This window comes from Labrenzia sp. THAF191a, from assembly GCF_009363335.1.
GTDB classification, from domain to species: Bacteria; Pseudomonadota; Alphaproteobacteria; order Rhizobiales; family Stappiaceae; genus Roseibium; species Roseibium algicola.
In genome coordinates, this window is sequence record NZ_CP045333.1 from 3,208,532 (window position 1) to 3,221,654 (window position 13,123).

Here is a 13,123-nt window from a genome sequence, read left to right on the forward strand (position 1 = left end):
CATGAGCATGACGATTTATCACAACCCGAAATGCGGCACGTCCCGCAACACGCTGGAAATGATCCGTAAATCCGGCGTCGAGCCGCAGGTGATCGAATATCTGAAAACGCCGCCGAGCCGGGAAGAACTCGTTGACCTGATCAAGCGCACCGGTCTTCCGGTGCGGGACATCCTTCGCCAGAAGGGAACGCCCTATGATGAATTGGGTCTCGGTGAGGACAGGTGGACGGACGATCAACTGATCGATTTCATGATGGAACATCCGATCCTGATCAACAGGCCGATCGTGGTGTCGGAAAAAGGCGTCCGCCTGTGCCGTCCGTCCGAGAAGGTGCTGGATCTGTTGCCAAAGGATATCGGGTCTTTCACCAAGGAAGACGGCGAAGTGGTTTCGTCCGGAGCGTCAGATGCCTGAGGCGAAAAGTTCGCATGCAGACTTGAAGAACGTGACGGCGGCAGACTTTGAGATAATCGACCGGGAAAAGTTGCAGGTTCCAACAGGGCCGTCGCATCCACCTCGGATATTGCTGCTCTACGGTTCCCTGCGCGAGCGGTCCTACAGCCGCTTCCTCGTACACGAAGCACAAAGGCTGCTGCAGGCTTATGGTGCGGAGACCCGGATCTACGATCCATCAGGTCTGCCGCTGCCCGATGACAGTGGTGCCGATCATCCCAAAGTCACTGAACTGAGAAATCTATGCGCCTGGTCCGAAGGGCAGGTCTGGTGCTCTCCCGAACGACATGGGGCAATGACCGGTGTACTCAAGTCGCAGATTGACTGGATCCCGCTGAGTTTTGGCGCTATCCGGCCGACACAGGGCAAGACACTGGCCTTGATGCAGGTCTCGGGAGGTTCGCAGTCTTTCAATGCGGTCAACCAGATGCGTGTCCTCGGCCGCTGGATGCGGATGGTTACCATCCCCAATCAGTCGTCGGTGCCCAAGGCCTACCAGGAATTTGACGACGATGGCCGGATGAAACCATCAGCCCTTTACGACCGGGTGGTCGATGTCATGGAAGAGCTCGTCAAGTTCACGCTGCTGGTTCGTGGCCGATCGGACTATCTTGTCGATCGTTACTCCGAACGCAAGGCAGACCGCGAGCGGCAGTCGGCCGCTCAGGATGCCGCAGCCGTTGTCAGCCTCTGAAAACCTGCAATCGCGGTTTCAGCCTGCAGTCTGCAAGGGGACCTGCTCAATCTGCGACGTCGGGTCCTCGCTTTCCCCTCCGATAGCGGGTTGCGGGCCAGCGGGCCTCACGCTCTTGGCAAGTTTGGGGGCAAGGCGAATGCGCGGTGGCACCTGGGCCGGCGTCGCTTGTTGCTGCATTCGGGGGAACCAGCGTCTACCGGCTGGGCTGAGTGGAAACACCGGATACGCGGCCTCGTGTTTTGCAACGGTATCAGGCTTGCCGAACAGGAAACCCTGGACGAGATCGCATCCGGCTGCGCTCAGCAGTATGGCCTGTTCCTCGGTTTCGACACCTTCCGCGGTAATCGTGACATCCAGCGAGCGGCCCAGGCCAACGATCGATGTCACGATCGCGTCGGTACTGGCATCCTTGCCGAGGTTCTGGATGAAGGCCTTGTCGATCTTGATCTTGTCGAAAGGAAACAGGCTCAGGTAGCTCAGCGATGAGTAGCCGGTTCCGAAATCGTCCATGGCGATAGAAACACCCATGTCGCGGATCTGCTGAAGTGTCTCGATGACTGCGTCCGTGTTCGAAATCAGCAGGCTCTCGGTGATTTCAATTTCAAGCCGCTTGGGGTCTAGACGGGAATTCTGAAGCGCCTGGGCAACGCGCTTCTGGGTTTCGCCGGCAATGAACTGAGCGGGAGAAACATTGACTGCGACCTTGCGCGAGCGGTCCTGCCATAACGCTGCTTCGCGGCAGGCGTGGTTGAGGACCCATGTTCCGATTTCCTCGATAAGGCCCGTGTCTTCTGCAATCGGGATGAAATCGTCCGGCCGGATGATACCCTTGGAAGGATGGTCCCAGCGGATCAGGGCCTCATAGCCTTTCAGTGCTCCGTCCTTCAGCGCATATTGCGGTTGATAGAGCAACTTGAACTGGTTGAACTTGAGCGCTTTGGCGAGTCCTTCTTCCACTTCCTTGCGTTTCTGTGCCTCTGCATCAAGGCTTTGTGTGTACCACGAGAAGGTGGAACGCCCGCTGTGTTTGGCCCGATACAGAGCAAGGTCCGCACAATGAAGCAAACGAGAGGAGCGCCAGGAGCCGTCGGTTGCCCTTGCTAGACCAATGGACAGCGAAATCCTGATGTCCTTGCCGTCGATCGTGCAGGGCGCTTCAGTGGCCGCAATCATGTCCGTTGCAAGTCGGGTCATGCGGGCGGGGTCGGACAAGGATGTCAGCATGACCGCAAATTCATCGCCTGAAAGGCGGGCAACCAGGTGGTTTCCGAAAACCGCCTTCAGGCGTTCCCCCACGATCTGAAGAAAAACGTCGCCGATGCCATGACCGTAGGTGTCGTTGATTTCCTTGAACTTGTCGACGTCGATCAGCATGACGCCGATATTGGAGGCCTTGGCCTGTGCAAGGCGCAGCGCCTCGGTCAGGCGCGCGTTGAAGACGGCACGGTTCGGCAAACCGGTCAACGTGTCGTGATGTGCCAGATACTGAATGTCTCTGCTGGTCTGGAGCTGGTCATAGAAGCGCAGCCAGAGGAGAATACCAGCAAACATGAAAGAGGCCAGGCAGAGACCGCCAATCGCGGCACTGATCAACCAGATCAGCGGGGTAAGGCCGTTCAGGATTTCCGACTGGGTCACCAACAGCAAAAGCCCCGGAAAGTCCGGGGAGGCTCCTTCGGGACGGTAGGCAATCAGCGCATTTGTCCCAAACGTTCCGTGCCACGACATGTCCGGAATGGCAACGAGCGGACTGTTGCCGTTCAGAGCGGCCTTTGCCTGCGAGATCGTATTGCTGGTACGAAGCTGCCCTTCGCTGTGCCAGAGAATTTGCACCGGTGAGGGGCGCTGGAGGCTGGATCCGGTTGGCGCAGGGAAGATCGCGACCGCGTCCAGCACCTTGGATGTGTCCAGAGCCTGACCGGCATTGCGTTGCAATTCGCCAACCAGGTCGTTCGACCTGCGGCTGTCGGCAGAAGCCTCTTCAGTCAGCCGCAATGCGGACAAGTCGGCTGCCGGTTCGGTTTCGATCCGGCTCGCCAATGCCTGCAGGATCGAGTTGAAAGTCTTTTCCTGCGGCAGGAAAGCTTGCTCAAGACTTCGGACGACCAGCCAGTGCGTTAGAAGACGATTGCTCGCGTAGACACCCAGCGCCAGCGTCAGCACCAGCGACATGGAAATGAAAAAAATGACAATGTTGCTTCTTCCCAGGGGGACTGCCATCCGGCGAGGAACCATCTTGCGAACACGAGTCGCGAAAGGCTAAGCGTAATTCCTTTAACCATCATGAATCACAAGGTTGCTCAAACCCAAGGGAAACCCGCGGAAAATGGTGGGGTAGGCTTGACTGTCCGCAATCTGGGAAGCTGCGTTGCAGTGGTCCATTCGAAGGTCAAAAACATTGGCGCTCGGGAACTCGGATTCCGCTCGTCCAGGGGCGCGACCAGCTGAAGCACCAATGAGGACAGGCGAGCGTTGATCTGGTCAAATCCGGCCCATGCCGATAAGAGTCTGCAACGCATCGATTCATGCGGTTCACGGCAAGCTTTCCTGCCTGCCTTTTCCCACCGGCCCAGCGGGAGCTGAAGTGTGAGTGTCTGGAGTAGCCTCGGCGCTATTGTGAGTTCGATCGGAACAGGAGGGGCGCAGATCGTCGACCGCCTGGTCCAGCTCGTGCTTGCGCGGCCGGAGGGGACCAACAGTGTCGGCTTCACCGTTGCGATGATTGCACTGTCGGCCAAGATGGCCAAGGCCGATGGTGTGGTGACAACCGATGAAATTATCGCTTTCCGCGAACTTTTCGATGTACCGCCCAACGAGGAACGCAATGTCGCCCGCCTGTTCAATCTGGCGCAGGAAGACATTGCCGGCTTCGAGGTCTATGCCAAGAAACTGGCGGATCTGTTCCCTTACGACCGCAAGACGCTGCTCGACATTCTGGATGGGCTTTTTCACATTGCGAAAGCTGACGGCGTCGTCCACGAAAGCGAAATAGGCTACCTTTCCAGAGTGGCGGAGGTCTTCGGGATCGATGACCGGGAGTTTTCCAGGATACTCGCCAGACATGTGCGCAATGATGGCAACCCCTACGAGGTGCTGGGTTTGGGGCCGGAGGCAAGTGACGGGGAACTCAAGTCCCATTACCGCCGCGAGGTCCAGGAAACCCATCCCGACCGGCTGATCGCAAGAGGTGTTCCGGAGGAGTTCGTGAGGATTGCGAATGATCGTCTTGCGGCGCTGAACGAAGCCTGGGCGAAGATCTGCGCGGAAAGAGGCATATGAGCGTTGCGACTGATACCGGTGTGAAGGCCAGGGTCCATCCGTCTCCCAACCACGGACAACGGGCGCAGGGGGCCCCTGTGGATATGGTCGTGCTCCATTACACCGGCATGCCGACCGGCGAAGAAGCCTTGCAGCGCCTGTGTGATCCTCGCTCGGAAGTCTCCGCCCACTATGTCGTCAACGAGGATGGCAGCATCCTGCAATGCGTGCCGGAATCCCGCAGGGCCTGGCATGCGGGGCGTAGCTTCTGGAAAGGCGAGACCGACATCAATTCCCGATCGATCGGCGTCGAGATCGTCAATCCGGGGCATGAGCACGGCTATCAACCGTTTCCGGAGCCACAGATCGAAGCCGTTGTCGCGCTTGTTGGCGATATCTGTGCCCGTCACGGGATCCATCCGTGGATGGTCCTGGCGCATTCGGATATTGCTCCAGCCCGAAAGGAAGACCCGGGTGAACTGTTCCCATGGGATCGCCTTTCAGAAGCCGGCATCGGTCTATATGTAAAACCGTTTCCACTCGGGGCGGGTCTGCTGATGCAGGAAGGCGATAGCGGCCAGCCTGTTGAAGCGGTGCAGTCAATGCTCGCACTCTATGGTTACGAGCTGGACATCACCGGCGACTTCGACTTGAAGACACGCCAGGTGGTTGCCGCGTTTCAACGCCATTTCCGGCCAGAAAAGGTTGACGGTGTCGTCGATCAATCGACCATCGAGACGTTGCATGCGCTGCTGCGCAAGCTGCCTTCCCTGTCGGCCTGATCGAACGGTCGGTTTGGTTTCTTTGTGCGGTTACGAGTTCGGACCAACGAAATAAACGCGCAGTCAACAAAATTAGTTCCCGCAACGCAGCATTTTTAGGCGGCTCTGCGCCACGAGTGGTCACAGAATTTCTTCTGATGGCCCATCCATTGCCGAATTGCTTGCTAATTTTGGCCACAAACTACAGAAAATGACTAAGAACAGCATTAAATTCCTGTAATTTTATGTAATAATTTGAAATAATTCGTGATGTATTAGCGCCCATTTTCGTCCAATAGCTCCGGCATTTCTCCCGCCTGATTTCAACGCAACGAAAACCAAAAGGGCTGGACTGAATGTTACGGTCATTCAAGACACTTACTGGGGCGCTGTGCCTTTTCGCCTATGCAACCACTCTTGCAGCACCGGCTGCAATGGCAAAAGGTACGGGTTCCGGGTCGGAGCCGATCCTCCATATCATCGACCCGGACAAGAAGAGCGAACCTGCCGAAGCCAAGCCGTCGGTCGGCTCTGGTTCCAAACCGATCCTGCACATCATTGAATCGAGCAAGCAGGAAACGCAGGAAAAACCTGCCAAGAAGACAAGAACTGCAAGCCTGACGCGCAAGGTGTCCCCAAAGCGGACGGCTGTTGTCAGCAACGACAAATACGCCAAGCTCATCCGCAAGGCCGCCGCCAAACATGGTGTGCCGGTCAAGATCGCCAAGGCAGTGGTCCAGGTGGAGAGCAACTTCAATCCGCGTGCACGCGGCAGCGCCGGTGAAGTCGGTCTGATGCAGATCAAGCCGGCAACCGCACGTGGCATCGGCTACCGCGGGTCGACCAAGGCGCTCTATGACCCCGAAACCAATCTGGAATGGGGCATGAAGTACCTTGCCGGCGCGCACAAGAAGGCGGGCGGCGACGTTTGTGGCACCATCTTGCGCTACAACGCCGGTCATTTCGCAAAACGGATGAACCCGGTCAGCAAGCGCTACTGTTCCAAGGTCAAGCGGATCCTGGCCTCCAGCTAAAAGCAGCAGGGCGGTCAGCCGTGGGCAAACTGAAAACCCCGCCGGGATTTCCGGCGGGGTTTTCTTTTTGTGTGCTGAAGGCTGTCAGCTTATGCGAACTTCTTGCGGGCGGCTGGAACCGAGGCGGGAACCGGCGTTTCGGCAGGCACATCAGGTGCCGAGAGGGGCTGGCCGAGTGCGGTCACCACAGGCACCACACCAGCCCATATATCGGTCCCGAGATCTTCCTTGTCGTCCACCGGTCCGCCGGTGCGGACCTTCGTGCTGACATGGTCGATATCCATGACAAGCACACCGGTTGCCTTGTGTTCCTTCGGCATCATTTCGCGGCATTCATCCCAGCGGCCAGGCAGAAGATGATCGGTGATAGCAGCCAGGGCTTCGATCTGTTCCTGTTCGCTTTCGACAAGCCTCGCCGTGCCATGCACGATCGCACATCGATAGTTCATGGAATGATGAAAAGCCGAACGCGCGACCACCAGACCATCTACTAGTGTCACGGTAAGGCTCGCCGGTACGCCTTCCGCGTTTGACTTGATAATGCGGGTGGTGCTCGCTCCATGAATATAGATGCGGTCGTCGATCCGGGCATATGCCATCGGGATCACCATCGGTCGGTCTTCGTGAATGAAGCCGCAATGGGCGACAAGGCCCGCATCCAGGATGTCGTAGGCAACGGTGCTGTCGTATCCGCCGCGGTTCATCTGGCGGATCTTGGCATAACGGGGCAGATCCGCTGCCTGGCGTTTCTCCAGAGTGGACATGGTCTCGTCTCCAATTGACTGTTTGTCTTGTGTTGTGCTGTTTGTCCGATAAATTGGCTCCAAAGAAGATCCGGTTTTTGGAAAATGACAGAACCAGTTTTTCCTGAAGGCATCCTGTCTCTTGAGCGGTCGGCAGACGTGCCACTGGCGGAACAGATCTATCGCGGCTTTCGTGACGCCGTGCGCACAGGCTTGCTGCGCTCGGGAACAAAGTTGCCATCCACGCGGCGGTTGGCAGCGTCGCTCAACGTTGGACGCAACACCGTCAACACGGCTTATGATCTACTGCAAGCCGAAGGCGTGATCACCGTGCGCACCGGCGCTGCTCCCCGCATTACCGAAGGGCTGGTGCTGGAAGGTGTGCAGGCGCAGCGCAAGGTGGAAGCATTCGGGCTGAAGCTGTCGCAACGAGGCAGGACACTGAGTGCCAACTTGCGCGGCGAGGGGTGGGCCTATCGCCAGGGAGGCTTGCAACCGGGTGCGCCGGCACTTGATCTGTTTCCCTACGAGGAATGGGCAAGATCACTGCGCAGGGCCGCCCGGCTCGAGCGCAGCGCGGATCTCCACTATCAGAATTTTGCCGGTCTTGAGGCGCTCAAGCGGCAGATCGCCCGGCACCTTGCGGCTGAACGCGGGGTTCGGGCTGACCCTCATCGAATTCTTGTCACCAGCTCAACACAGGCCAGTCTGACGATGCTCAGCCAGGTGCTCACTGATCCGGGCGACGACGTCTGGCTGGAGGAACCCGGCTACCTCGGCGCGCGGACGGCCTTTTCCGGGGCAGGTCTGACGATCCGGCCGCTGCCGACCGACGGCGAGGGTGCGGACGCGTCGAAGATGGCTCATCTGGATCAGCCGCCGAAGCTGATCTATGTCACACCGTCCCATCACTATCCCCTGGGGGCACGCATGCCTTTGGCGAGGCGGCTGATGCTTCTTGATGTTGCCCGCACCTGCGGCGCTGTGATCCTGGAAGACGACTATGACAGCGAGTTCCTGTTCGAGGGGCGGCCTGTGGCTGCGCTGCACGGATTGGCGGATGAGGGACAGGTTGTCTACATGGGCACGTTCGCGAAGAGCCTGCTCCCCGGGCTCCGGATTGCCTATTGCGTCGTGCCAGAGGTTCTTGTGGCCCCACTCACCCAGACCATGCGCAACATCGGCTGTTCTGCCAATGTTCAGGCTCAGGCTGCACTCGCCCACTTCATGGATAGCGGAGCCTATCAGAAGCACCTGAAACAGATCCGCCCGGTCTATCTGGAGCGGGGGACGATGCTCGCCGGCGCGTTACGGCAGAGGCTGGGCAATCGTGTTGAAGTTGCGCCTCTTACAGGCAATGTGCAGTTGACGGTCATGTTCCGGGAGCCCGTCAACGATATTGCACTTGCAGTTGCCATGCAGGACCGTGGCTTTGCCGTTTCACCACTCAGCAATTGTTATCTGACCGAAGGAGGGCGGCCGGGGCTTATTGTCGGCTTTGCCGGTGCGAATGCACGGCAGATCGAGGAGGGCGTGGACACCCTTGCCGGTTTGCTTGGTACTGGACACGCGTGTTGTCCAGTCTTCCTTCAAAGCCGCATGGTCGGGACGTCCCCGTGAACGATCAGTGAGGCTTCTGTTGCGGAGATGACATCATCGACACTCAGGCCGGGGCCCGTTTCTCGAAGGACGAGGCCGTCGTCCGTCGGTTCGATCACGGCCATTTCGGTCACGATCAGGCTGACACGACGGCGAGCTGTCAGGGGAAGTGTGCATTCCTTCAGGATCTTGGGGTGGCCCTTGGCCGTGTGAACCATTGCGACGATCACCTGTTTGGCGCCGGCTACAAGATCCATTGCACCGCCCATGCCTGGAACCATCTTGCCCGGGATCATCCAGTTCGCGAGATAGCCACGTTCATCCACCTGCAGGCCACCGAGAACGGTCATATCCAGATGTCCGCCGCGGATCAGGCCGAAGCTCATGGCGCTGTCGATGGAGGCAGCTCCCGGAACGGCGGTCACAAAACCGCCACCGGCATCGGTGAGGTCGGGGTCTTCCATCCCTTCCGGCGGGCGGGCGCCAAGGCCGATTACACCGTTTTCGGCCTGAAAGAAGACATGTACTTCCTTCGGCAGGTAGTTGGCCACCAGTGACGGCAGGCCGATGCCGAGATTGACCAGCGTACCGGCCTTGATTTCCTGTGCAACGCGGCGGGCGATGATTTCCTTGTCGTCCATCAGGCTGCCCTTTCCAGAAGATGATCGACGAGAATGCCGGGCGTTTTCACGCTATCTGGCGAAATCACACCCACGGGTACGATCGTGTGCGGTTCCGCGATTACGGTCTTGCCTGCCAGTGCCATGATCGGGTTGAAATTGTGGGCGGTGAGGGAATACTCCAGATTGCCGACGTAGTCCGCCCGGTAGGCGGCCAGAAGGGCGAAATCGCCATGGATGGGCGTTTCCAGAAGATATTCCTTGCCGTCGACGGTAATCTTCTGCTTGCCTTCCTCAACGAGCGTGCCAATGCCGGTCGGGGTCAGTATGCCACCCAGACCGACGCCGGCCGCCCGGATGCGTTCGACCAGGGTCCCCTGGGGAACCAGTTCGACATCAATCTCGCCGGATATCATCTTCTGCTGGGTTTCCGGGTTGAGGCCGATGTGAGAAGCGATCACCCTTGAAACCGAACCCGCGCTGACAAGCTTGCCGATGCCGCGACCCGGCATGGCCGTGTCATTGGCCACAATCGTCAGGTTTCTGGTGCCTTTCGCCACTATGGCGTCAATCAACCGGTGGGGTGAGCCCACCCCCATGAAACCTCCCACCAGCAGGGTGGCTCCGTCTGGAATGAGGTCCGCAGCTTCCTGCGTCTTGATCGCGTGTTTCACGAAAACTTCCCCCGGAATGAAATCCTAAGGGGACGTTAGCCGCTGGCGTCGCACAAGAGAAATGAAGTTTGTGCGACGCAGTATTTTTACCGAGGCCGTGAAACCCGTTACAGGGCTCGATCAAGGCTGGTTACGCTGCCCGTACCTTGGCCAGGAAGTCCTGCATGGCGTGGCGCAGTGTATTGGACTGTTCATGCAATTCGCCGACAGCCGCATTCATGTCCGAGCTCAGGTTTGCCGTTTCGCTGGCAGCGCCGCTGACCTCGGAAATGGATCTCGAAACACTTTCGGTACCCTGTGCGGCTTCGGAGACGCTGCTGGCGATTTCGGTCGTTGCCAGGTTCTGTTCTTCCGCTGCACCGGACATGGCGTGCGTGTTTTCCGAAATCTTCTGGACGAGACCGGCAACAGACTCGGTTGCTTCTGTCGACGCATCCGCGGCCTGGCGCATTTCGGTGATCTGCCGGTCGATTTCCTCCGTCGCCTTGGATGTCTGTTCCGCGAGTGCCTTGACCTCGGATGCAACAACGGCAAAGCCCTTTCCGGCCTCGCCGGCACGGGCAGCTTCAATGGTCGCGTTGAGGGCGAGCAGGTTGGTCTGTTCGGCAATATCGGTGATCAGCTTCGTAACGTCGCCGATGCGCGAAACCACCTGCTGTACCGTTGCCACGGCTTCGTTGGACCGCCCAACTTCGTTTTCCGCTTCCTGAGCGATTTGCGAAGAGGAACGCACCTGGTCCGTGATCGCACGGATGGAGGCGGAAAGTTCCTCTGTCGCGCTGGCCACGGTATTCACGTTGGCGGTGGCTTGCTCGGCGGCTGCAGAAACGGCCAGCGCCTGGTCCGTGGTGTTGTTGGCAATTGTCGACAGCGACCCGGCGGAACTGGTCAGTGCATCGAGCCTGGAAATCATGCTGTCGCAGATGTTGAGGACCGTTGCTTCGAAATCGCTGGCGAACTTCTCCATTTCCTCGTGCTTGACCCGTTCGGCGTTAATCCGTTCGGCTTCGGTCTGTTCCTCGAGTTCGCGCGTGCGGATCAGGTTTTCACGGAAGACGCCCAATGCGCGGCCGAGAAGGCCGATTTCGTCCCCCCGATCGCTGACATCAACCGTGAGCGACGTGTCACCTGCAGACAGTTTGTCGGTAACAGCCGACAATCTGGAAAGCGGGGCAGAAATGGTAAAGTGATTGATGAAGCCAAGGATCATCGCCAGCACTGTCAGGATCAGTGTGCTGGAAAGAGAAACGATCTCGACCGTGTTCAGAGCCTGGTTTTGCGCGACAACCGATTTCTGCCGTTCCGCATCAACTGCGTCGGCAAGCTGTCGGCTTTGCTGCTGTACAGCTGTCAAAAGACCCGAGCTTTCCGGTGTCAGGTCAATTGCACGCGCCATGTCGACCGTTTCCGGTGTGCGCATCAGATCGATCTGGCGCGCGGCAATCTGGCTGTACCAGGTTTCCCAGCTTGATTTCAGTTCGGAGAGATGAGTTTGGAAATCAGGCAGGTTCGCGTCGACAAGTGAGCCGACTTCCGAAAATCCTGTCTGAATTTCATCGTTCAGATCCTGGGACCGGGTGAGAAGATCACGGTTGCCGGTAAGCAGGAAGGATTTCACCGACAAAGCCTGCGCTGCGATCTTTTCCGTGAGTTCGGCCGTTTCCGCGTTGAGATCCGACAGGTTGTTTGCGGCCTTGACTTCATTCAGAGCCGAATGCGTCTGATAGGCACTCATGCCACCGGCTACTGCACCGACCAATGCGAGCGTCAGGAACCCTGCGGCGATCTTTTTGCTGACGGAGAGATTTTTGAACATGGTATTTCCCGCTTAAGATCCCGTACCTTGACGACGCATCAGTTCGGTCAGGTTGAATTCGACTGTGGCGGCCCCGATGGCTTTCTTGGTTTCGGGGTCGGTGATCGTCATGTTGAGCTGGGCGCGCCAGATCTTGCTGCCGTCATCCCATTCCGGTTCGTCGATGAAAACGGTTTCAGGGCCGTTCGGGAAGGTTTTCTGGAACTTGGCCTCGTCTCCTTGCCAGTAATCGCTTGTGATCGCACTTTGCCCGACGTTCAGACCGTTCGCGTCCATAACGAAGATTTCTGGATAGAGGCCGAGGGAGCCTGCCTGAACTCGCAGGAGGTAGATCGACAAGGGGGCGGACAAGGTCGCGGAAATCAGGGGTTTGTCCGCTGCCTCGCGTTCCTGTCGCCATTGGGTGTCCAGTGCGTCGATGTCTGCCTGTGAAAGTGACCCGCGCAAATTGTTTTGTGCGTTGATCGACAAGGCCACGATCGGGTTGGAAAGCCATTCGGCAACGGCTTCCACAATCTCAGGTTGGATCAACGCTTTCGCATCGGGCGGTGTTTCTGCAGCCTGGGCTGCAGTTGCCAGCATGATCGCAGGCAGGAAGACGCACAGTTGACGCATTTTTAGCTCCATGTTTGTTCCCATTACCTTCCGTCACATGGGTTTCTCATTGCTTAATATTTGGGCAATGACGGGAAAAAGTTTTTATCTTTCGAGGGTCTGGTAAAAATTTATATTGGTATTTTTTACAATGATTAGAAATGCTTTCCTCTTGTGTCGTTCCGGGGTGCCGCAGGCTTTTGGCTGCCTGGCCCGATGGCACCTTGACAGTTTTGCCAGCCTCTAGCCCTGCAAGAGCTAGCTTGTGTGAGGATTGTGAAGCGTGCGAACGGGTGAGGAGGGGTGCAAAGTCGCAGCCGCCGGTGGACGGCAGGTTGGCGGAATGACACAGGACCGGGACGCTATCCCGGGAATTCGCGCAGCACGGTATCGACTGTCGCTTGACCTCGTCCGCAAAGCCTCCTAAGTCCCATGCGCCAGTCGGTCGGACAGCCGCTGCCGCAAGTGCCGAAAGGCCGCGGGGGAGGAAAGTCCGGGCTCCATGGAAACACGGTGCCGGGTAACGCCCGGCGAGGGCGACCTTAGGGAAAGTGCCACAGAAAGCAAACCGCCCCGGACAGATCGAGAGATTTACCCGGGGTAAGGGTGAAAGGGTGGGGTAAGAGCCCACCGCGCAACTGGCAACAGCGGCGGCATGGTAAACCCCACCGGGAGCAAAACCGAATAGGGACAGCGCGAACCGGAGCGATCCGGTTCAGGCCGGTTTCCAGGCCAGTTGTCCGGGTTGGTTGCGATAGGCGTCTGGCAACAGACGTCACAGATGAATGGCTGTCACGTCCGCGTCAGGTCTCGTATCTGGCCGGGCCATACAGAACCCGGCTTACAGGCCGGCTGGCTCTTAACCTTCCCTGT

Annotated in this window: 12 protein-coding genes and 1 other RNA gene; 7 read left to right on the forward strand and 6 right to left on the reverse strand. The window is 58.2% G+C overall.

Annotated features, from left to right (window positions below):
• The first annotated feature begins 1 nt into the window (after window position 1).
• Complete coding sequence (arsC, locus tag FIV05_RS14695) at window positions 2–415, forward strand: arsenate reductase (glutaredoxin) (RefSeq protein WP_152510076.1); 414 nt, start codon at window positions 2–4, stop codon at window positions 413–415.
• The gene (arsH, locus tag FIV05_RS14700) at window positions 408–1,148 is read left to right on the forward strand and encodes an arsenical resistance protein ArsH (protein WP_152510077.1); all 741 of its coding nucleotides are present in this window, start codon (window positions 408–410) and stop codon (window positions 1,146–1,148) included. Before arsC ends, arsH begins: the two co-directional genes overlap by 8 nt.
• A gap of 18 nt (window positions 1,149–1,166) precedes the next feature.
• Here the strand turns inward: arsH and FIV05_RS14705 are convergent, their stop codons facing one another.
• Window positions 1,167–3,371, reverse strand: a complete 2,205-nt coding sequence (locus tag FIV05_RS14705) for a bifunctional diguanylate cyclase/phosphodiesterase (protein ID WP_209009665.1) — start codon at window positions 3,369–3,371, stop codon at window positions 1,167–1,169.
• A 366-nt stretch (window positions 3,372–3,737) separates the two neighbouring features.
• On the opposite strand from FIV05_RS14705, the gene FIV05_RS14710 reads away from it, so the two are divergent.
• From FIV05_RS14710 to FIV05_RS14720, 3 genes are all read left to right on the forward strand, one after another.
• Window positions 3,738–4,430, forward strand: coding sequence for a DnaJ family molecular chaperone (locus tag FIV05_RS14710; RefSeq protein WP_023000471.1), 693 nt, complete (start codon window positions 3,738–3,740; stop codon window positions 4,428–4,430).
• On the forward strand, window positions 4,427–5,191 hold the full coding sequence (locus FIV05_RS14715) for an N-acetylmuramoyl-L-alanine amidase (RefSeq protein ID WP_023000472.1): 765 nt from the start codon (window positions 4,427–4,429) through the stop codon (window positions 5,189–5,191). The genes FIV05_RS14710 and FIV05_RS14715 overlap by 4 nt, the downstream gene beginning before the upstream one ends.
• Before the next feature lie 413 nt (window positions 5,192–5,604).
• Window positions 5,605–6,204 carry a lytic transglycosylase domain-containing protein gene (locus FIV05_RS14720; protein WP_152511938.1) on the forward strand — a complete coding sequence of 200 codons (600 nt, stop codon included), beginning with the start codon at window positions 5,605–5,607 and terminating at the stop codon, window positions 6,202–6,204.
• Window positions 6,205–6,293: 89 nt separating this feature from the next.
• Here FIV05_RS14720 and FIV05_RS14725 read toward each other — a convergent pair whose 3' ends face one another.
• Entirely contained in the window at window positions 6,294–6,968 is a 675-nt protein-coding gene (locus tag FIV05_RS14725) for a pyridoxamine 5'-phosphate oxidase family protein (protein WP_152510078.1), read from the reverse strand.
• Between the two features lie 84 nt (window positions 6,969–7,052).
• Between FIV05_RS14725 and FIV05_RS14730 the strand changes: the two genes are divergently transcribed.
• Window positions 7,053–8,567 (forward strand): PLP-dependent aminotransferase family protein, encoded by a 1,515-nt coding sequence (locus FIV05_RS14730; protein WP_152510079.1) that lies wholly within the window; start codon window positions 7,053–7,055, stop codon window positions 8,565–8,567.
• On the opposite strand, the gene FIV05_RS14735 is transcribed toward FIV05_RS14730, so the two are convergent.
• The 4 genes from FIV05_RS14735 to FIV05_RS14750 all read right to left on the reverse strand — a co-directional run bounded on the left by FIV05_RS14735 (window position 8,537) and on the right by FIV05_RS14750 (window position 12,271).
• A complete protein-coding gene (locus tag FIV05_RS14735) occupies window positions 8,537–9,187 on the reverse strand; it encodes a 3-oxoacid CoA-transferase subunit B (protein ID WP_023000476.1) in 651 nt (216 codons plus the stop codon). The two genes, FIV05_RS14730 and FIV05_RS14735, sit on opposite strands and share 31 nt — an antisense overlap.
• A complete protein-coding gene (locus tag FIV05_RS14740) occupies window positions 9,187–9,840 on the reverse strand; it encodes a 3-oxoacid CoA-transferase subunit A (protein ID WP_152510080.1) in 654 nt (217 codons plus the stop codon). The genes FIV05_RS14735 and FIV05_RS14740 overlap by 1 nt, the downstream gene beginning before the upstream one ends.
• Window positions 9,841–9,970: 130 nt before the next feature.
• Window positions 9,971–11,656, reverse strand: coding sequence for a methyl-accepting chemotaxis protein (locus FIV05_RS14745; RefSeq protein WP_152510081.1), 1,686 nt, complete (start codon window positions 11,654–11,656; stop codon window positions 9,971–9,973).
• A 12-nt stretch (window positions 11,657–11,668) separates the two neighbouring features.
• Window positions 11,669–12,271 (reverse strand): hypothetical protein, encoded by a 603-nt coding sequence (locus FIV05_RS14750; protein ID WP_208993488.1) that lies wholly within the window; start codon window positions 12,269–12,271, stop codon window positions 11,669–11,671.
• A gap of 416 nt (window positions 12,272–12,687) precedes the next feature.
• Between FIV05_RS14750 and rnpB the strand changes: the two genes are divergently transcribed.
• Window positions 12,688–13,110, forward strand: an RNA gene (gene rnpB / locus FIV05_RS14755) — RNase P RNA component class A.
• The last annotated feature ends 13 nt before the right edge of the window (window positions 13,111–13,123 follow it).

What these genes read in the sequence shown, in the direction of transcription:
- arsC (WP_152510076.1), top strand. Translation starts at nt 2, where the DNA reads ATGAGCATGACGATTTATCACAACCCGAAATGCGGCACGTCCCGCAAC.
- arsH (WP_152510077.1), top strand. Translation starts at nt 408, where the DNA reads ATGCCTGAGGCGAAAAGTTCGCATGCAGACTTGAAGAACGTGACGGCG.
- FIV05_RS14705 (WP_209009665.1), bottom strand. Translation starts at nt 3,371, where the DNA reads ATGGCAGTCCCCCTGGGAAGAAGCAACATTGTCATTTTTTTCATTTCC.
- FIV05_RS14715 (WP_023000472.1), top strand. Translation starts at nt 4,427, where the DNA reads ATGAGCGTTGCGACTGATACCGGTGTGAAGGCCAGGGTCCATCCGTCT.
- FIV05_RS14720 (WP_152511938.1), top strand. Translation starts at nt 5,605, where the DNA reads ATGGCAAAAGGTACGGGTTCCGGGTCGGAGCCGATCCTCCATATCATC.
- FIV05_RS14725 (WP_152510078.1), bottom strand. Translation starts at nt 6,968, where the DNA reads ATGTCCACTCTGGAGAAACGCCAGGCAGCGGATCTGCCCCGTTATGCC.
- FIV05_RS14730 (WP_152510079.1), top strand. Translation starts at nt 7,053, where the DNA reads ATGACAGAACCAGTTTTTCCTGAAGGCATCCTGTCTCTTGAGCGGTCG.
- FIV05_RS14735 (WP_023000476.1), bottom strand. Translation starts at nt 9,187, where the DNA reads ATGGACGACAAGGAAATCATCGCCCGCCGCGTTGCACAGGAAATCAAG.
- FIV05_RS14745 (WP_152510081.1), bottom strand. Translation starts at nt 11,656, where the DNA reads ATGTTCAAAAATCTCTCCGTCAGCAAAAAGATCGCCGCAGGGTTCCTG.
- FIV05_RS14750 (WP_208993488.1), bottom strand. Translation starts at nt 12,271, where the DNA reads ATGCGTCAACTGTGCGTCTTCCTGCCTGCGATCATGCTGGCAACTGCA.